The organism is Niallia taxi, from assembly GCF_004005475.1.
GTDB lineage: Bacteria > Bacillota > Bacilli > Bacillales > Cytobacillaceae > Niallia > Niallia taxi.
Genome location: NZ_RZTZ01000006.1, coordinates 181,554 through 201,670 on the forward strand (window position 1 = coordinate 181,554; position 20,117 = coordinate 201,670).

General features: G+C 34.2%; 16 protein-coding genes, 2 pseudogenes and 1 other annotated feature. Of the genes and pseudogenes, 2 read left to right on the forward strand and 16 right to left on the reverse strand.

The window, feature by feature from the left end:
- Positions 1–306: 306 nt before the first annotated feature.
- Positions 307–533, reverse strand: a pseudogene (locus EM808_RS29970) (IS110 family transposase); the annotation flags it as partial.
- A gap of 189 nt (positions 534–722) precedes the next feature.
- Between EM808_RS29970 and EM808_RS16580 the strand changes: the two are divergent.
- On the forward strand, positions 723–1,658 hold the full coding sequence (locus tag EM808_RS16580; RefSeq protein WP_127739312.1) for an NADP-dependent oxidoreductase: 936 nt from the start codon (positions 723–725) through the stop codon (positions 1,656–1,658).
- Positions 1,659–2,191: 533 nt separating this feature from the next.
- Here EM808_RS16580 and EM808_RS16585 read toward each other — a convergent pair.
- The 4 genes from EM808_RS16585 to EM808_RS16600 form a co-directional block, all read right to left on the reverse strand.
- A complete protein-coding gene (locus tag EM808_RS16585) occupies positions 2,192–4,228 on the reverse strand; it encodes a beta-galactosidase (protein ID WP_127739313.1) in 2,037 nt (678 codons plus the stop codon).
- A 51-nt stretch (positions 4,229–4,279) separates the two neighbouring features.
- Positions 4,280–5,107: a carbohydrate ABC transporter permease gene (locus EM808_RS16590; protein WP_182103796.1), complete on the reverse strand. Its 828-nt coding sequence runs from the start codon at positions 5,105–5,107 to the stop codon at positions 4,280–4,282.
- A complete protein-coding gene (locus EM808_RS16595) occupies positions 5,107–6,030 on the reverse strand; it encodes a carbohydrate ABC transporter permease (protein ID WP_182103811.1) in 924 nt (307 codons plus the stop codon). The genes EM808_RS16590 and EM808_RS16595 overlap by 1 nt, the downstream gene beginning before the upstream one ends.
- A 64-nt stretch (positions 6,031–6,094) precedes the next feature.
- A complete protein-coding gene (locus EM808_RS16600; RefSeq protein ID WP_127739314.1) occupies positions 6,095–7,405 on the reverse strand; it encodes an ABC transporter substrate-binding protein in 1,311 nt (436 codons plus the stop codon).
- A gap of 330 nt (positions 7,406–7,735) precedes the next feature.
- Here EM808_RS16600 and EM808_RS16605 point away from each other — a divergent pair, with 330 nt between their 5' ends.
- Positions 7,736–9,001, forward strand: coding sequence for a helix-turn-helix domain-containing protein (locus tag EM808_RS16605; RefSeq protein ID WP_127739315.1), 1,266 nt, complete (start codon positions 7,736–7,738; stop codon positions 8,999–9,001).
- A gap of 528 nt (positions 9,002–9,529) precedes the next feature.
- On the opposite strand, the gene EM808_RS16610 is transcribed toward EM808_RS16605, so the two are convergent.
- The 11 genes and pseudogenes from EM808_RS16610 to EM808_RS16660 all read right to left on the reverse strand — a co-directional run bounded on the left by EM808_RS16610 (position 9,530) and on the right by EM808_RS16660 (position 20,108).
- A complete protein-coding gene (locus tag EM808_RS16610) occupies positions 9,530–9,805 on the reverse strand; it encodes an HU family DNA-binding protein (RefSeq protein WP_127739316.1) in 276 nt (91 codons plus the stop codon).
- 238 nt (positions 9,806–10,043) lie between these two features.
- Complete coding sequence (locus EM808_RS16615) at positions 10,044–11,375, reverse strand: FtsW/RodA/SpoVE family cell cycle protein (RefSeq protein WP_127739317.1); 1,332 nt, start codon at positions 11,373–11,375, stop codon at positions 10,044–10,046.
- Entirely contained in the window at positions 11,372–11,806 is a 435-nt protein-coding gene (locus EM808_RS16620; protein WP_127739318.1) for a PadR family transcriptional regulator, read from the reverse strand. The genes EM808_RS16615 and EM808_RS16620 overlap by 4 nt, the downstream gene beginning before the upstream one ends.
- A 3-nt stretch (positions 11,807–11,809) precedes the next feature.
- Positions 11,810–12,361 carry a sigma-70 family RNA polymerase sigma factor gene (locus EM808_RS16625; RefSeq protein WP_127739319.1) on the reverse strand — a complete coding sequence of 184 codons (552 nt, stop codon included), beginning with the start codon at positions 12,359–12,361 and terminating at the stop codon, positions 11,810–11,812.
- A gap of 589 nt (positions 12,362–12,950) precedes the next feature.
- Positions 12,951–13,415, reverse strand: a complete 465-nt coding sequence (locus tag EM808_RS16630; RefSeq protein WP_127739320.1) for a GNAT family N-acetyltransferase — start codon at positions 13,413–13,415, stop codon at positions 12,951–12,953.
- A gap of 155 nt (positions 13,416–13,570) precedes the next feature.
- Entirely contained in the window at positions 13,571–14,221 is a 651-nt protein-coding gene (locus EM808_RS16635; protein ID WP_127739321.1) for a metallophosphoesterase family protein, read from the reverse strand.
- Between the two features lie 622 nt (positions 14,222–14,843).
- On the reverse strand, positions 14,844–16,412 hold the full coding sequence (locus tag EM808_RS16640; protein WP_127739322.1) for a 2-isopropylmalate synthase: 1,569 nt from the start codon (positions 16,410–16,412) through the stop codon (positions 14,844–14,846).
- A 53-nt stretch (positions 16,413–16,465) separates the two neighbouring features.
- Positions 16,466–16,711: a binding site (T-box leader), on the reverse strand.
- A 233-nt stretch (positions 16,712–16,944) separates the two neighbouring features.
- Positions 16,945–17,096: pseudogene (locus EM808_RS29155) on the reverse strand (cupin domain-containing protein); the annotation flags it as partial.
- A gap of 547 nt (positions 17,097–17,643) precedes the next feature.
- Positions 17,644–18,600: an ROK family glucokinase gene (locus EM808_RS16650; protein WP_127739323.1), complete on the reverse strand. Its 957-nt coding sequence runs from the start codon at positions 18,598–18,600 to the stop codon at positions 17,644–17,646.
- Positions 18,601–18,703: 103 nt separating this feature from the next.
- Entirely contained in the window at positions 18,704–19,687 is a 984-nt protein-coding gene (locus tag EM808_RS16655; RefSeq protein WP_127739324.1) for a sugar phosphate isomerase/epimerase family protein, read from the reverse strand.
- Entirely contained in the window at positions 19,671–20,108 is a 438-nt protein-coding gene (locus EM808_RS16660; protein WP_127739325.1) for a C-glycoside deglycosidase beta subunit domain-containing protein, read from the reverse strand. The genes EM808_RS16655 and EM808_RS16660 overlap by 17 nt, the downstream gene beginning before the upstream one ends.
- Positions 20,109–20,117: the final 9 nt, after the last annotated feature.

The window sequence follows — 20,117 nt, forward strand, 5'->3', positions numbered from 1 at the left end:
AGTAATATTAACATTAATTTAAAGAAAAACAATATTTTTCTTTTGTTTTTCTTAAAACGAATAAAAAGACCTAAATAATTTTACTTGATATAAATTAAAATGAGATTTCACATAAGTGAAATCTCAATAAGTTAATTGAAAATCTTGAAAACTTGTGAATAAATTAACTTCCGAATAATTATTTAGTAAATGGTAAGCAAGTTTTACAACAGTTTTAGCAGACATTTCATTTACATCTGTTTCGCTGCCGGCAGGATAATTGCCCAAAAACATTGCCTTAGATAATCCAGTAATTCTTCATCTGTAGACTTTTGCGGCTTTTACATCATTTTTTATTGAAGAGTTATCGTCTAACTCTTTACTGTGCTTGACGTGTTAAGGGTTGACAGTTACAAACTTAATCTGTTCCTCCTTTAAAATATGAGCTAAATTAAGCCAATAATGGCCTATAGCCTCCATCCCAGTAATGACAGACTCCATTTTCCGCATGACTCTATTTGAATAATCCAATTAATAAAAGTCCTAAATCCTTCATGATTTACAATAGAAATCGTCTTTATTCTCATAAATTTACTAACACATATTATGAATAGCTTGATTAAAAATTTTTTAAAAGGAAAAATAAGAAAAGTTCTCCTTTTTATCAGGGGAACTTTTGAAAAATCATATTTTAGTCAGTATTAGTAAGTATAAGGTTATTATCTTTAAGGAGGGTTATAAAAATGAAAGCAGTTGTGATTAATCAATATGGAGGTAAAGAGGAATTAGTTGAGCAGGAAGTTAATAAACCAAATGCACAAGCCAATCAAGTGGTTTTAAAATTAGAGGCTACATCTATCAATCCAATCGATTGGAAATTAAGAGAAGGTTATCTAAAAGCCATTTTTGATTGGAAATTTCCTATCATCTTAGGTTGGGATGCGGCTGGAGTCATAACAGACATTGGTTCTAACGTTACTAAGTGGAAAGTTGGAGACCGAGTATTTAGTCGTCCTGAGACAACTCGTCTCGGTACATATGCTGAATATATAGCAATAGATGAGCACCTACTAGCAAAACTACCTGATTCTATCTCATATGAGGAAGCTGCAGCTGTACCATTAGCTGGTTTAACGGCATGGCAGGCCTTGTTTACTCATGGTCATTTAAAAGAAGGTGAAACTGTACTAATTCACGCTGGTGCTGGCGGTGTAGGGATTTTTTCCATTCAATTAGCAAAGTATGTCGGTGCTCATGTTATTACAACAGCTAGTGAAAAAAACCATGAACTTCTCTATTCATTAGGTGCTGATCAAGTCATTGATTACAAAAAAGAAAACTTTGAAGATGTTCTAAAAGATGTGGATTTAGTGTTTGACACGATTGGTGGAGAAGTAGCTGAGAATAGTTATAAGGTACTAAAGCAAAAAACCGGAAGATTAATTACCATTGTTGGTGAACCAAATCATGATACTGCTAAGTCTCACAATGTATCGGCAAAGGGTATTTGGCTTCAGCCTGATGGTGAACAATTGCAGAGAATGGCAGATCTGATGGAAAATAAAAAGATAAAGTCGATTGTAGGGGCAACATTCCCGTTTAGTAAACAGGGTATTTATGATGCACATGCTTTAAGTGAAACTCACCACGCTGTAGGTAAAATTGTCATTAAATTTTAAAAAAGAGACTGGCCCGCAAATATTTAGGTAGACATTTTAATAAGTAGGCTCTTTTGAGCCTGCCTATTTTTATTAGTAATATCTCATTTTCATAAGCGAAAAAAAACCTGATAGAATTAAGTTACCACACCAAACTTCAAAAGTGGATCATTATGTTTAAACATTATACCAGAAACGAAGTAGTTTTCCCCACTTGCTCACACCTTATTTAACTTTTACAGATTGATACGAATATCTCTCGAATGCTCACTTATTCCTAAATTGCGAGAAACTTCACTTAAACAATACTTCCTCAAAAAACATCCCCTAATCTCTTAGATACTTAGTTTTACGAAGTAAATGTGCGTAAACTCCTGATAAGCGTTAATCCTTCTTAGATTGATTAATTCACAAAGAAAAAACCGTCTACCCCCATATATAACGGTGGTTTCGACGGCCTCCTAGCTTATTTTATAAAGCACTAATGGGAATAGGAGTCACATCCTATGAACTAGCTAAACTTATGTCTCTCTTCTACCCTGAGATTATTCCTGCTATTCAAGCACCAATACATCATAAGGCTCTAAAGTAACCCTACCGCATACCTGATTACCTGTTAACATATTTCTAAACTCTTTTTTGACAACAATTTCTTGTGGTCTATCAGAATAGTTTAATAAGAATGTATAGTCATTCCCATCCTTTTGTCGAATAGCTAGCTCAATTTCTTCAGGTAGCTCAAATTTTTCCTGATAGTTATTAAGTTCAAATTCATTGATTAATAGGGAAGCCAAGTCTAAATTAAATACTCCACCATAATAATAACTACTACCTAATCCATCATTACGTTTGACTAAGGCTGGTTTTCCTTCAAAGTGTGCACCAGAGAATGTGCTGATTACCTCAGCATCTTTTTCTAGTTGCAGGACTTCGTTGAAATCATTCGCCTCAATATCATGTGCTCCTTTAAAGTTAATGCTCGGTACCTGTTCAAAAGGAGCAACTCTCGTAAACTCTTCTACTGTTACGCCAACCAAGTCAGAAAGATACCCTGGAAATTGCTTCATATATGTTTGACCCGTTTCATCTTTATAGCCTGAACGGCATCCAAATATAATGTTTCCGCCTTGCTGAACATATTCACTAAATAGATTAGCTTGTTGCTTGGTGACAATTGCGGCATGTGGATAAATTAATACTTTATATCTCTTTAAATCAACAACTGTAGTTTCTGAATGAAGGTTAAAGGCATCTACTGGGATATGGTTATATTGAAAAGCTTTAATCCATGCATCCTTACTTTTAGTAGCATATGGCCCATGCCATTGATCAAATTCTCCATCCCATTCATTATCATAATTTAAAATTAAAGCAGCCTCTGCTTGATAAGAGGAACCTACTATCTTCTTCCCAATTTGCTGCACCTCGCTGCTGACCTGTTCAACCTCTTTTACACGACGGTTTGGTTGATTATGATAGTCATTGATTCCATGCCAATATATTTCCGTTCCTTTCGTTGCCGTTCTCCATCTAAAATACATCACCATATCTGCACCATGAGCGATAGATTGATATGTCCAAAGTCTTAACTGACCTGGCTTTGGAGAGGGCTGTTCAAGTCTCGTTGTCCATCCACCAGAACCAGATTGTTGTTCAAAAATAGCATAATTTGGTGAGATACTTCTTACAACACTTAAATTCCAGCTCCATTTTCTGTCTCGCAATGGCTTCTCTGAATGGTCTTCGATTACCCTTCCGAAGTTAGGATAAGAGTCATAGGCATAGAAATCAAGTATTTCAGTTGTCATTCTGTGATTATCTATATGCTTGAACATACCGTTCGTTGTAATCCAATGGTTTGGTGCATGTTTACGTAAAATGTCTGCTTGTAATGCAGCATATGATATGGCACTGTCAGAAATAAACCGTTTTTCATCCAGCATATGATGAGGGTTAGGTGAATTCGGCACAGTTTTACGAGTTAAATAAACTTGATTCCAGTTCGTATACGTTTGGTTCCAAAATACTGTTCCCCAGGCATTATTTAAGTTATCTAGGGTTTTATACTTCTCTTTTGCCCATTTTCTAAATGCATTGTGATCTGCTTCTGAATAAAACACATCAATTTCACAATTTAATTCGTTATCGATTTGCCACCCTACGATCGCTGGATTGCTGCTGTAATGTTGGGCCATTTGGGTGACGATAATCGATGATAGCTTTCGATAATTTTCAGAGTTGTAATTATAGTGGCGCCGTGCACCATGTTGATAGGAAATACCGTCTTGAGCAACATTTAGTACATCAGGATACTTCTCAGTTAGCCAAGCTGGAGGTGTTGCTGTTGGTGTTCCCATAATGACACTTAATCCAAATTCATGAGCCTTAGTTACTGCTCGATCAAATAAGTCAAAGGAAAAATTCCCTTCTTCCGGTTCAAATATTGTCCAAGCAAATTCCCCCATACGAACATAAGTGATACCTAGGTCTTTCATGCGTTTAAAATCGTCCTCCCATAGGTCCTCTGACCAATGTTCCGGATAGTAGCATACACCAAGCTTTAATTTATCTTCTACTAATCTTTTCTCCATATTTATTCCTCCATAAATTTAATTTTATCTTACATAAAAGCATAACTCCTTCTATTCCTTAATAGACCCTCCAAGAATCCCTGATACAAAGTGCTTTTGAAGAATGAGGAAAACTATCATAATTGGAAGTACAGAAATAGTTGTACCTAACATCAGTTGTCCATAATCGATTGAATTTAGGCCTGCAAGGGTAGATAACGCAACGGGAAGTGTATAGTTTTCTTGTGTTGTCATGACAATTAATGGCCACATAAAATTATTCCATTGGTGTGTAAACAAGAAAATACTGACTGCAGCCAAAGTAGGCTTCATGGTTGGTAACACTATCCTAAAAAATATATACAATTCCCCTGCCCCATCTATCCTAGCTGCTTCTAACAATGAATCTGGAATTCCCTTCATATTTTGCCTTATCAAAAAAATGGCAAAAGGATAGCAAATTTGTGGTAAAAGAACTGCTCGGTAGGTGTTAATCCAATCTAATGAACCAAATACTTGGAATAATGGAATGATTGTTGCTTGATATGGAATCATCATCGCAAGCAGGAAAGATGCAAAAATCAGATTATTTCCTTTAAATTTATATTTAGCAAAAGCATATCCTGCTGTCGAACAGACTAATAAACTCATAAGTACATAAATAATGGAAATGACAGATGAATTTAGAACTGCTTGAACAATATCAATCGATTCACTTAAGTTTTTATAGTTCTCAAATAAATAATTTCCTGGCACCAATTTAGGTGGAAAGGATAACACGTCCCCAGATGGGTTAGTAGCTCCTACTACCATCCAATAAAAAGGAGCTAGAGATATGACAACCCCTATTAGTAGAAAAATGTGTAAAGACGTTTTTTTCAGCAATTTATGATTTCCCATTAGTCATCCCTCACTACTTTAAATTGAATCCAAGAAAAGAATGCAATAAATATTACAATTACATAAGCAATCGCAGAAGCATATCCAAAGTCAAAGTAACCAAAGGCCTGGTTGTATAAGTAGTAGGTTAAAGTAAGTGTCGCGTTGTTTGGTCCACCGCTTGTTAAATTATAAGGTTCATCAAACAATTGGAATGATCCAATTGTGGAGAGGATGAAAGTAAATAATAATACTGGCTTTAGTTGTGGAATCGTTATCGCAAAAAATTTACGAATTGAGCCTGCACCATCAATACTAGCCGCTTCATACAGACTGTGGGGGATACTTTGCAGCCCTGCGAGAAGAATGACCATATTATACCCCGTCCATCTCCAGGTGGTGACAACAATTAAGGAAACCCTTGCCCAAAATGGATCCGTTAACCAACCAACCTTCTCCAACCCAATCGAGGCCAATAAATAATTGATTAATCCATAATCTGTATTTAACATAAGAACAAATATGACAGACGCTGCAACTAACGAAGTAACAGCAGGAGTGAAAAAGGCTACTCTGTAAAAGCCTTTCATTTTTAGTAATGTTGAATTAAGGAAAACAGCTAATATAACTGCTATAAGCAACATAATTGGAACTTGGACGATTAAAATAATGAATGTATTTCCCAAAGCTTTATAAAATAGAGGGTCGCTAAACAGTCTAGTGTAATTTGCCAAACCAGAAAATGTAAACTCCCCCATAACCTTTGTCTTAAAGCTCAGTAAGAAGGAAGCGATAATTGGATAAACGGTAAAAGCTAAAAACAGCAGAAGAGCTGGCCCAACAAAGAAATAGGGTGTACTTTTAGTGGTAAGCAGCTTTTTCTTCTTTTTAGGCTGTATAACGGCTTCCGACTCCTCTTTTAAAGAACGACCTGTTTGCAACATCATCACTCCTCCAAATAGTTAGAATTAGACTAGGCGGACTAGTCCGCCTAGTCTATTAGCTTTTTTATTCTGAGACTTCTATTCCTATTTGCTGCTTCGATTGCTTTTCCCCATCAATTAACATTTGCTTCGCCGCTTTATCTTCTAGTAAAAACGCTTGAAATTCACTTGTCATGATTGATCTAACCTCTAGCTCAGCTGGAGCATGGTTAATCGGTTGAATGTCTGCTACTGTATCTGAAAAATTCTTAAAGAATGGTTTATTGTTAAAATACTCTTGGTTTTTCGTTAGGATTGGACTATCATATGCTTCTAATAATGATGGGAATAACCCTCTATTTGTTAATCCTAGAATTTGCGAATCCACATCAGTTGTTGCAAATTCTGCAAACACGTAAGCAGCTACTTTATTCTCAGACGAACTTGGGATCGCTAAAGCAGATCCTCCATCATTTGCAGCCCTAACTCCACCCTCATCAACAGCTGGAAGTCTAAACATATCCCACTTACCTGCCAATTCGGGCATCTGTTCTAGCATAGTTCCACTCCACCATACAGCCCCTGGATGTGACGCAACTTCACTGTTTTTCATCGCAGCTACTTGACCATCCCAGTTAGTTGTATAGGTAATAATCCCTGCATCCTTCATTTTTTGGATGATAGCAGCTGCCTTCTCTGCTTCAGGTGAAGTAAGATCTAGCTTTCCATCTTCCGTAAAATAATATTTACCTTGTTGTTGCAGCATAATCCGCAAAAGCGCCTCACTATCAGTGCCTAAAAATGCCTTGCCTGTATGGGCAACTACTTTCTTACCAGCTTCAATATAGTCATCCCATGTTTCGATACTTTCAGGATCTATCCCTACTTCCTCAAAAATATCTTTGCGATAAATTACGCCTACTGGACCCAAGTCTCTTGGTGCAGCGATAATGTTACCGTCTTGATCCTTCAAACCTTCCACCTTAGAAGTCGAAAACTTATCTTCATGCTCGCTATAACCTAGCTTACTAAGATTTGTGAAAGCATCAGGAAATTTATTAGTAAATGAATGAACACGATTATTTTCAACCTGGACTAAATCAGGTAAACCACTACCACCACTTGATAATCCAGCACTTAGTTTTTGATACACTTGGTCTACACCTAAATTTTCCACTGTTACTTTTACATTTGGATAAATCTTGTTAAACGCAGGTGTTACATCTTTTTCTAAGTAATTGGCTTCTAGCGCCCATGCCCATACAGTAACTTCCCCTTTTACATCCTCTGGGTTTTCTGGAATGGTCAAATCTTCAGAATTCGATGCACTATTACTACAGGCACCTAGTATTAAAGACATCATCATGAAAAAACTAATAAACCAATACTTTCTCACTTGTCACTCACTCCCCTTAATGTTTAGAACATAATACCCTTGTAATGGATACGTTTTCATTTTAAAATAATCAGCATTACAAGGGGTATTGGTTAGAATTATATATTTATTCAGAATGTTTTTATGGTAGATTTTCCACTAAAATGGTACTTAATCATTTTTATAAATCTATTTTTTCAAGTGGCGTACTTTTCCATGACCGTCTTAAAGGATACCTTGTGTTCTCACCGAATATCTCTTTCATATTCTCCCTAGTTTGAGCAAACTGTTTTTAACCGTAAAACTGTGCTTTAACAAATTTCACTAAAGATAGTTAAGGGGGATTTTATAATGGATCAAACATTCAGAGAAATTGGTTTGGAATTTGGCTGCACTCTAATTAATGAGACAACGAATATCCCAATCTCAGTTCTAGACAAACAAGGTAAATTGATACTACATTATTCATCTAACCTACCTCATAATCCAACGTTTTCTTCCTATGAGGAGCATTTAAAAAGCATCAATCTATCAGAAAAAGAGAAAACACTTCCGATAATGTGTTCAACTATATTTCAAGAACAGTTCGTTCTAATTCCTATTGTTCAAAACCATACGTACATCGGAACAATATTCTTAGGCCCAACAGTATTCGCAAATCCTTCAGAAGTAATGTTAAACAACAGATTTAAAGCAAATGATTTAGGCGAACTCACCCCCAAAGTAAAAGACTATCTTTATACCTTGCCTGTTATAAGTAAATGGAAGTTAATTAAATCAAGTATTCTTCTTTCTTATGTTTTATTTAAAGAAAAATTTGACATAAGCGAAATAATGGAAATAAATCTCTATTCAATAGATAGTTTCCATCAACACCACGTATCAGACAAAAGTATTTCAGATTTACGTCAAAACTCCTCCTTTCATCACGACCCTGCTGCAGAAAAGAAATTGTATCAATATATTACGGATGGAAATAAAGAAGATTTAATCATCTATTATAAAGCCTTTCATCGAAGGTCCGATTTTGAATTTGGAGTATTGTCAAAGCAATGTGAAATTAGAAGTCATAAGAACTTAAAAATAGCAGGGATTACCCTAGCTACTCGAGCGGCAATTGCTGGTGGTTTAAATCCTGAAATTGCTTATACGTTAGGAGATAAATATATTCAAGATATTGAAGAACTTCATTCGATTAATGAGGTTGAGACACTTACTGAAAGTGCCTATTTGGACTTTGCTGAAAGAGTATATAAAGGTAAAAGACAGCAAAGTTCCAAAACAATAAGTGATTGCAAACATTACATATTTAAATATATATACGAAAATATTTCTCTCGCTGTCCTTGCTGACTATGTCTCCATGAATCCAAAATATCTTTCAAACTTATTTAAAAAAGAGGTTGGGATTTCAGTTACGGAATATATTCAGCAATCTAAAATTGATGAAGCAATAAAATTAATGATATTTTCTAATTACTCTTTATCAGAAATATATACCCTGCTTAATTTTACCGATCAAAGCTATTTCACTAAGGTGTTCAAAAAGTTTACAGGTTTTACACCAAAACAATACATAAAAAATAACATCGGAAAGGAAAAAAATCTTAATTTCTGATTCGAATTTTCTCTCTTTAAATATTGTGGATCAATCAAAGAAATAACATAATGTCTCTTAAGAACTAGATTGTTTTCTGTAGAGGCAGTGACATACAAGCAATAAATTAATCAGGAAAAACTTTGTACGGAAGCGATAAAACCGTAAAAAAATAACCGTCTAAATCCCTATATATTAGGGATTAGACGGTTTTGCTGCCAAATTTACTTAAGCATTAAATGATAAAAGGTAACACATTCCCTCAATTTGAATATATGATGGACTTTTTTATCTTTTTAGGTTGATTTCGCTTTAGATAGTTACACTTTATTATTTAATGAAGTGGGGGAGAATGTATTAAACCTTAAAGGAGATTTTATGTTTTTAATAATATTTTCTTGAAATATATCACGGAGCAAGTGTATTTAATTAAGCTTTTCATTTAATCACCTATCTTTATTTATAAGCTTTATACCGAATCGTAGTATTCTCAGCAATACTAGCAATTTAAAAGAGGTAGAGGAATGATCCCCTACCAGACTAAGATCTTTATTCTTTTACAGCATCCTTCAATTTTTTTCCTGCTTTAAAGGAAGGTGCTCTACTTGCTGCAATTTCTATTTCTTCACCAGTTTGCGGGTTACGACCCTTTCTAGCTGCACGTTCGCTAACAGAGAAAGCACCAAATCCTAAGATTTCTACTTTTCCACCATTTTTCAATGCTTTTGTGATTGTTTCCATTACGGAGTCAACTACTCTAGTTGAGTCTTTTTTTGATAGTTCAGAGCTTTCAGCTACTGCATTAATAAGTTCTGTTTTGTTCATAAATATTTACCTCCTAAAAATCAGTCCTCCAAATAGGACTATCAGTATTTCACAAACTTTTTTAATTCTCAATTATTAAGCTAATTAGAGCCTTATCAAAATGTGTTGTCAAAAGTGACATTATATTTAGTATATGAGATGTCCTCTTATGGAACAAAAGCCCCCAATAATTCAATAAGGGAAGGGCGACAACTATTACTTTAGCTGTCGCCCTTTTTAAGCAATTACATGTTCGACTTTAACTTTTAATTTCATCTGCAATCGTGGGTTCTACAAGATCTTTTCTTCGATAAACATTTAAAATGAGTCCTAAAACAGCAGCGTAAAAGAGTATCGCACTGCCTCCATAACTAATAAAAGGCAGAGAAATTCCCATAATAGGCACGACTCCAAAGCTCATTAAGATGTTCCAGGTAGTAGGAACCGCAAACAATGTAGCACCACCTATTACAATCAATCTCCCATAGAGGTCCTGTGTTTTAAACGCATTTTTTGAGATCCTTGAAATAAATATCAGTAGGATCAAACATAGAACAAATCCGAAAGCCCAACCAAAAGAATAGACGAGGAAAGGAAAAGCAAAATCTGTATGTGATTCTGGTAACAATTGAAAATTCAACTCGTTGGAAAGTCCGTTACCGAACCATCCCGCTTCTGAAAGGACATTCCTAACCGCATTATACATATATCCTGCTCCATTTGAATCGGCAGTAGGGTTTATAAAAGCAGATAATCTAGTTAACAAATAACTTTGACGTGAGGTCATGTAGAACATAATAATGAAAATAATACCAGCCATTAGATTTGTTAGGATCAGATTTACAGCTAATTTCTTATGGATTCGAGCGAAAGCAAACATCCCAAGTATGCAGAAGAAGTAAATAATACTAACCATAAAGTCTGGCACCATCATGTAGAGCGAGATGGGAATCCAAAATAAAACAAAAAGTAAACCTTGTTTATTCCAACTACGAAACTCATTTATTTTGTTAAAGATACCAGTCCAAGCAAGAAAAAAGAAAAATAAGCTCATCATGGTTCCATCGACCGTCAGGCCTGGGAGGGAAACCCACTTCTTTGCTCCGTTGGTCATAATTCCAAAAAGATGAAGATATATATGGATCAATAGACCTATCGCATAAAAGTATATCCATCCGTTCTTTAATTTTTGGTAATCAAAGAAATGGAATCCAATGATTACAAGAATAGCCAGAGTGTACCAAATTGTCTGTCTCCCCATAAAATAGGTACCTGATAGGGAAAATTCAGGAATTCCATCAACTAACGGGAGAAAACTAATACCAGCAAAAAGAACAAATAACACAATTAGAACCCAATCCATTTTCGGCTTATGTAGGGGATTTAATCTCTCCCCAATAGTAAAAGGATTTCCCATTTCTTGAATCGCCTTTTCCTCTGCATCCTCTTTAGAAAACCCTCTCTTTTTGTAAGATTGACTTAACTCTTGCAGATGATGAATAAGCTCTTTTTTTATCTTGTTGTGGGCTTGCTTAGATTTCACTTTGGAAGTTACTTTATTTAAAAATTCTTCAAATTTGGAAGAACTCATAAGGACGCCTCCTCTAGTAAGTGTTTAAGGGATAACTCTTGTTTTGATTTATCTTGTTTATAGGTAGCTAAGTATTTTCCCCCTTTGGAATTTAATGAGTAATATTTCTTTTTGTTTATCCATTTTGAATGAAGAATTTCTTTATTTTCTAGTAGATGTAAAAGTGAATAAAGCTGCCCTTCATTTTTTTGGAAAGTATGTTCACTTTTTTGAAAAAGTTGGGTAGAAATATTGTAGCCATCCTTTGATTCATGCTGAACCGATTCTAATATAGCTATGATGGTTTCTATTTTCCAGGAATGAAATGGTGATTGAGATTGTCTCATACGAATGGATTCTTTCACCGCATTTTTTCTTTCATTGGAAAAAGAAAAATCCTTGAAAATTGATTTTTTCATCGAACTCTTCAGGTTAGTAAATGGATCATTCATCTCCTAAACCTCCTCAATCATCTTGTCTTTTAATAATTCTTTTGCACGCTTTAACCTAGTTTTTATTGTATTTATATTTACTGACGTAATCTTGCTTATTTCGGCTAAAGATAGTTCTTCATAATAATGCAAAAATACTACTTCTCTGTACTTTAGAGGTAAATTCATGACAGCATTTGTTAAGATGTTTCCTTCACTATTCGCGATAATCTCTTCTTCAACCTGTTTTGATTTCGAAGGTATATAATCCAAAATTTTATCGCTAAGCGTTATTTTGCGATAATGCCAGCTTCTTAAATAGTCCTTACAATGATTACTAGCAATACGATATACCCATGTTTTTAGTGTTGCCTGCTGATTAAACTGATTTAACTTTTCATAACATTTTATAAATATCTCCTGTGTTAAATCTTCTGCTGTCGTTCGATTTTTAACATATGTATATACTAGATGCAGGATATCATCGCTATATTCTTGCATTAATTGATCAATTATTTCCTCTCTCTCAAGCAACATACTTTCATCTGTCACCGCCAGTTGTTTTAGTCCATTCATCTTGTTATCACCCTCTCACATATAATAGACGTAGCTAACCTTCATTTGGTTTGAAAAATATTGGATTTTTATGAGCTTCTATAATCTAAGGTATAAATGGAAAAAAGACCAACCTCTTATCGGATTAAAACTTTAGTAAAAAGAAAAAACCACCTACAGGTGGTCATTAAAACAGTTTATTTAAACCTATGAAACGAAAATACAATGCTATTACATAATTGACAATAATAAATACTGCATTGATTTTAAGCATAAATGCAAAGAAACCTTTGTCTTTAAACTTTAATAACAAATAAAGAATAGCCATTATCAATACAAGAATATATTAAGGTGCTATTGCTAACTTTGAATATAGATCTGGTAACATCATTTGTCTTTCACCTTACTATGTTGTATCTTCTCTTTGCTTGGTATTATAGCTCTAATCTTCTTCTTTGGATACATAATCTCATTGAATGCCTATTCCACTATCCTGCAATGTTTGTGACACAAGAAGGCTTCTCTTCAGTTATTACATGAATGCTGCCATGATAGCTACAATAGAAAAAGGCCTCCCATTATTAAATGGAAAGAACCCGTTAGCTTATAATTAAACTTTTTTTACCATCCGTACTTGTTTTAAGATATGTCCATCGAACTCTACATCAGATTCCTTAACTACTTCGAACCCTTTAGCTTCATAAAAGTACATGCCAATCTTATTATCTTTTTCAACGTTTATATAAATTTCTTTTATACCTAACAATTCTTTTACCGCTTGTTGTATCAAAGCAGTACCTATCCCTTTACCTTGGAATTCTAGATAAAGATAAATAGCAGCCAATTCGACCTTTCCACCATCCCTTACTATGGAATAGTTTGCAAAACCAACAATTTCCCCCTCAACTTCTGCAATATAAACAATAGAACGTTCCATACGTTTTTTCATACTTTCATCACTGTAATTTACTTTTAAGAAGTTATTTTGTACTTCTAAGGGAATTATGCCTTTGTATGTGGTATTCCAAGTTATTTTAGCTATGCTTTGAACTTGTTTTATATCTTCGTATTGCATCTTACGAACGGTAATATTTCTTAAGCCCCCTTAAATATTATTATTACTCTCTACCACACATCCTTTTCTGTGAAAATATTGCTCTAATATTCCAAACATCGTTTACATTTGATCTCCATGAAATATGGTAGTAAGAATTTAAAAAATCCAAGTTATCATATAATGTTTCTTGTAAGGGTAATTTCAAATTTCTTCTTTGAAAAATTTATGAGTGCATATGGTGCTATAGGTTTGTAATTACAACCTAATGAACCTGGATTTAGGTAAGTTGCTTTCTTTCCTGTAAAAAAGTGTGTGGGGTGATGGTGTCCAAAACAAATCAATTTTTCGTTATGGTTTCTAAACAATTTTTCAAGATTATCTTTTGAAGGTGAAACATTCGAACTAAGTGGATCTATACTAATAGGCTGATCCTTGTGGTCTTTTTTGAATTGATAGTGACAGAATAATACAGAATGGCCTTCAATATTTTGTATTATTCTACGAGGTAGATTTTCAAGATACGGAATAAAGGATTTATCTAATCTATCTAAGATCCATTGGTGATGCCTTCTAACAGAAAAATGACTTTTGGGATACTCTTCCCCTTTAGCTAAAGCTAAAACTGCCTCATCATGGTTTCCTGTTATCATTGAAACATCTTTAGAAAAAAGGAGATGTAGAACTTCATTTGAATCAGGTCCGATGCCTATCATATCACCTAAACAATAAATATGTTTAACATCTTTTCTGAGATCTAATTCTGAAAAAACAGCTTTTAAAGCTGGTAAATTCCCATGAACATCTGCGATTACAGCCATCTTCATATACAGTTTTTTCTCCTTTTTTATATAACTATATAGATATATATTCTGTTGGCCCCAAAAAAATCCTTCGTGAACTAAAATGCCTTGTTAGTACCAGAGTAAAAGAGAAGCATCGATTATACTGGTATAACGCCCTCGATCGTGTAAGTGTAATGATTCACAAACTATCCTTGTTTCATCCTTTATTACAGGAATGCTGCCCAGTTAGTATAGAAAAAGAAAAGTAGAGCATTAATTCTTATTGGATCAATGCTCTCTAAAGTGAAAATATCCTTTTTTAAAAGTTCTTTCATAGGAAATTGATTCTAAAATTACTCGTATTTAAATAAAATTAACTTTTCTGTAAACTAAACCAGCACTTTTTTGTTAAGATGAACCAATAGAATCTTTTTCTTTACACATCCATTATTATTTCATCTTACATAAATTGCACCTATAATTAATTCTTTTTCTAGAATCGTAAAATGATAATAATTCACTTGGAATTTTGTGTTTTTTCTTACAATAATTGGATTTGTAACTTCTTCTGGAGATTGTTAACTTTCTGGAATTAATATTTGTTGTATTATATTTTCCCTTCCCTTTTTGATAAGCTCCTAACTTTTAAAATCATAATAGGTTTTTATTTAACTGGAAGTAAATGATCGACCACAATACTATTTATGGCGTTAATATACGCATATGCACTTGCTTTTAAAATGTCTGTATCTGATGCTTTGGCAATATATATTTCCCCTTTAAATTCAATTTGAATTTTCACTTTTCCTAATGCTTCTTTTCCCCTTGAAACACTTCTAATATCGTATTGAATCAACTTCATATCTAAATCACATACATTCATAATTGCAGAATATAAAGCATCAATTGGACCAGAACCTATCGCAGTTCCCTTTATGATTTGATCAGCCTTCTTTAACTCCACACTAGCAGAAGGAAATTTTGTATTACTGATCACTTGCAGATCTATTAACTCATAAAAATTGTTACTGTAATGGCTGATGTCCTGATTATTTCCTTTTACTTTTTTATAAAAATTTTCAATCATTACATATAAATCATGATTATATACCTCTTTTTTCGCATCGGCTAATTCAAGAAAGTCTACAAAGATTTCCTCGAACTCTGAATCTGAAAATTGATTCATACCTAATTTTTCAAAAGCAGTTTTAACCGCATGGCGTCCAGAGCGTGCTGTTAGAATAAGCTCCATGTCATCAAGACCCACAGTGACGGGATCAATTATTTCATAAGTATTTCTTGACTTGATTAATCCATCCTGGTGAATACCTGAAGAATGCGCAAAAGCATTTTCCCCTGTAATTGCTTTGTTTACTTGTACATCAAGTCCCATGAATCCACTTACCATCCTCGACGTATTCATAATTTCCTTTGTATTAATATTGGTAAATGCTTGATATATTTCAGAACGTGTATGAACAGCCATAACTACTTCCTCTAATGAAGCATTTCCTGCACGTTCTCCAATTCCATTAATGGTACATTCTACTTTTTCTGCACCATTTTTAATTGCTGCCAATGTATTAGCTGTAGCCATTCCTAAATCATTGTGGCAATGAACACTTAGAAGCACCCTATCATTCAAATTCTTCAAACGATCATTTATTTTGTGTATTAATTCACCGAACTCTTGAGGTTCAGCAAAACCAACTGTATCAGGAATATTAATAATTGTGGCTCCTGCTTTTACAACAGCTTCTATAGTTTTCCATAAATATTCAAAATCAGCTCTAGACGCATCCTCTGTTGAATATTGTACTTCTGGTAGGAGTGTTTTCGCATACTTCACAGCATCTACTCCTATATCTAATATTTGATTTTTCGATTTCCCAAATTTCTTTTCCACATGAATATCCGAAGTACCTAATACAATATGGATTAGTGGATTTTTTGCATATTTCACACTATTATATACAGCATCAATATCGGATTTTACTGCTCTTGCTAACGCCGTAATTATCACATCATCTGTATTTCCTATCCTTTTAGCTATTTCTTTAACCGCGTTAAAATCACCTGTTGATGAAGAAGGAAATCCAGCCTCAATCATATCAACTTTAAGTTTCTTTAATTGCTTGGCGACTTCCAATTTTTCATATACATTCAATTTTGCACCAGGAACTTGTTCTCCATCTCTTAATGTTGTATCAAATACCCAAATTTTTCTTGACATGTGAAACACTCCTTATTTAATAAAATAAAAAAAGCCCCGCCTCTATATAAAAATATAGAGACGAGGCATTGCTCGCGGTACCACTCTAATTGGTTAATATAATACAAAAGTAACCCACTCATTTTCGGCGGCGATCACCACCTATCTTTTATAACGGAAGAAATCCGACTTCTCCTACTTATATGGTTCAGAGAGTAGCTCTTGGATGAGTTCAAAGGGTATAACTACCGATTCACACCAACCATCGGCTCTCTGAAGGAGTTTATAAACCTTCTACTATTTCCAATCTTTGCTTATTTATTATTTAATTATAGGCTATAATATACCAGTATTTTCAAGTTGTCAAGTTGCAATTTTCAGAAATATTCAATTAGACTAATCTTTCTCATATGGTTACCTTTAGATATTTGATTAATTTTCTTTTCACACTTACTATAACGTTTGAATAATTGTTTATATTTTATCATTAAATTAGATTCTGATATCATTAACTCGGTTAATGCTGATTTAGTATCGCCAGTATTACAATTCCCCTTGGCTCTACTAGCATGATATGACACTCTTGTGTAGCAAATGTTTTATGTTCGGTCCCCTAAACATCTCTCCTTGAGACACCTTAACTTGACCCTCGTGAAAATCAATGAACATATCACCAGCGAGAACGTCAAACACCTCGTCGGTATCTTGTAAAAGTTCATGTTTGAATCACGGATGCAGGATAAACTTAACTGCCATCCAATACCGGATTCACATAGAATATTACCTGCCTAAAGCTAGTGAAAATGTTACCAGTCAGCAGTCATTAGGTTTAGAGCGTCCTATCAATTTTTTTCGCTAACCTTCCACGTTTCTTCCGTAAGCAAGTTTTTCCTTTATTAGAATGCTGCCCCATTTATAAAATAAAAAAGCTGCTCTTGGCAGCTGAATCTTGTTCACCTTATACTTATATCACTTTAATACTTTACTTTTGGATATTTTTTTAAATGTTTAAATGAGATTAATTCCCCTCTGAACTAACCACTATTTCATCTTCTCCATAAAAATTATGGGCACCATATTAAGAAGATACTTGTAAAGTTACTTTATAAGCTCCTCCAATTCCGTTTGTTTGTTTTATTTTCATAATTTCCGTTGTATATGGAGCACAACTCAGACCTTCAGTAGCTTCCATCCAAAAGTTAGATTTCAACTCTAACTTTTGGGGTGCAGAACCAACTTTTAACGAATTTAATTAAGATTGCCTTTTCACCAACGATGCTGCACCAATTATACCTGCGTCATTTCCTAATTCAGCAAATTTTATTTTAGTGGAATTTCTAATTTGTGGAAAAGTGTATTTTTGAAAATAGTGATCTACACCATTAATTAATATTTGCCCAGCTGCAGAAACCCCACCACCAAGAACAATTGTTTCAGGATGCAGAACATTGGCAATGTTCCCACAAGCTAGACCTAAATAGAAATTAAATTTATCTAATACTTTTATTGCTAATGGGTCATTCTCCTTTGCTTGATCCATTACTATCTTAGCTGTCACTTGCTGACCATCATCAATCAAGTATTTTAATTTCGACTCTCCAGCATATTGTTCTGACATATCTCTTGCAAGGCGTACAATTCCTGTAGCACTAGCAACTGTCTCTAAGCAACCTATATTTCCACAAGTACATGTGTAACCATTTGGATCAACGTTTATATGACCAATTTCACCAGCTGCACCAACGCCATGTACTAATTTTCCTTCCGCTATAATTCCACCACCTACACCTGTGCCAAGTGTAACAAATACAACATTATTACTCCCTTTTCCTGCACCAATCCATTGTTCGCCAAGCGAAGCAACGTTTGCATCATTATCAATAAAGAAAGGGATTCCTGTCCCGTTTTCTATCTGCTCTTTTACTGGTTGTAAAGATTCCCAATTTAAGTTATAGGCTCCGATAACCGTTCCGTTTTCTAAATCCACAGAACCAGGAGACCCCATTCCAATGCCAATAATATCTTCACGTGATAAACCATAAATCTCCAAGTGATACTTTATAGATTCAATGATGTTTGGAACAATGTTTCTTCCATTGTTGCTGATATCAGTTTCAATACTCCATTTTTGCTGCACTTCTCCATTTTCAGTTAATATGGCAAATTTAATAGTTGTACCGCCTAAATCTATACCGATTAATTTTTTCATATAAACCTCCTGAGTAAAAATATAATCAGCTTGCATCTTTATTCTGATTATATTTATGACACCAATTAAGCCATTGATTGATAAAAAAGCAGCTTATATTATTTTAATTATGAATAATTTGATGCAATAATTTTTGATGTCTTTGAACTTGTTCGATACTATCTACCTCTTTATAATCCTGTATATGACGATTTCCTTCGTATTCACTATTTACATAGCCTGTATATCCATTGTTTTTCAAGACGGAAATAATATCGTTATAAGGAATGCTTGGCTCTTCCATCTTGTTATTAATCTCATAAAACTTTCCATGCACATGCATGATATAAGGAATGTAGTCTTTTAGAATTTGGGGATCTGTGTAAACCATATGGGTACCTAATCTTGCGAACAATTTATCATATTCATTTGCACTACCCATATTTTGTACTTCTTTTTCAATTGCTTTCATATCTGCTCTACTCGCATAGTTACCGCTTACATATTCAACAATTTTAGGATTCGCACCATGTCGAATATGCCAATCTTCCATCACACTCGGCATGCGTTTTACGAAAACACCTAAATCAGGCATAATTCCAAACCACTTTGTTCCCGTTTTTTGAATATATTCCATCCTCTCTTCAAACCAAGGAGTACCGAAAGTGAATGGGGCATGAACTTCTAAAGCTATTTTTATATCTTTTTCTTCTGCATATTCTAGCGATGCGCCTATTACTTCAATTGGTGTAGCAACAAGCGTTCTTAATACTTTACATCCTAATTTATTTGCAATAGAGATATCTCTTTTCATCATTTCAACTGATTCATCAAGTGTTGTAATACGATTAGGAAATAATTTAAGTTCTAAAAACGCATCATATGCAATTGGTGTCAGATTATATTTTTCCATCCATCCATGCCAAGTTTCATAAAAAGATTCAGGAATATGAGGGAATCCTTTAATCATTTGCTCAGGTAGGATTTCTACGCCTTTTGCACCAGACTTAGCTACCTCTTGTATACATCCTTCTAAATCTAACTTTCCTGTATAGAATTCCTCTTGATAACTGTACAAAGAAACTCCAGTTTTAATTGATTCTGCCATTATTCATAACCTCCTCATCTACTTTTCTAGTTGTTCCAAGCTTTAATATTTTTTTGTCTGCACCTGTATTTGGGTGGGGTTGATATGAAATTCGAAGACTAACAAATGCCTCAATTGTATGTTCTTTATCTTCCAATCCTCCAGGCGCATTCACAAAAACAACAGCTTCCTCAGTCATTTCCCATCTATTATTTATAACAGTTGAAATTTCGCTATATGGAAATGAACCTGTTTCAACAACAATTGTCATGTCGTCGCAAGGAACACTCTCCCCATTTATTGTTAAGTTGATTTCATTAATACAAGATAGGGTAATGCCGCGATAATATGGTATTCTTAATCCAACAGCGTATCCTATTATTTCTCCTTTTTTTTCAACATTGTGGAAAGTTTTTTCTGAGATAAGATATTTTTCAAACATGTGGATCCC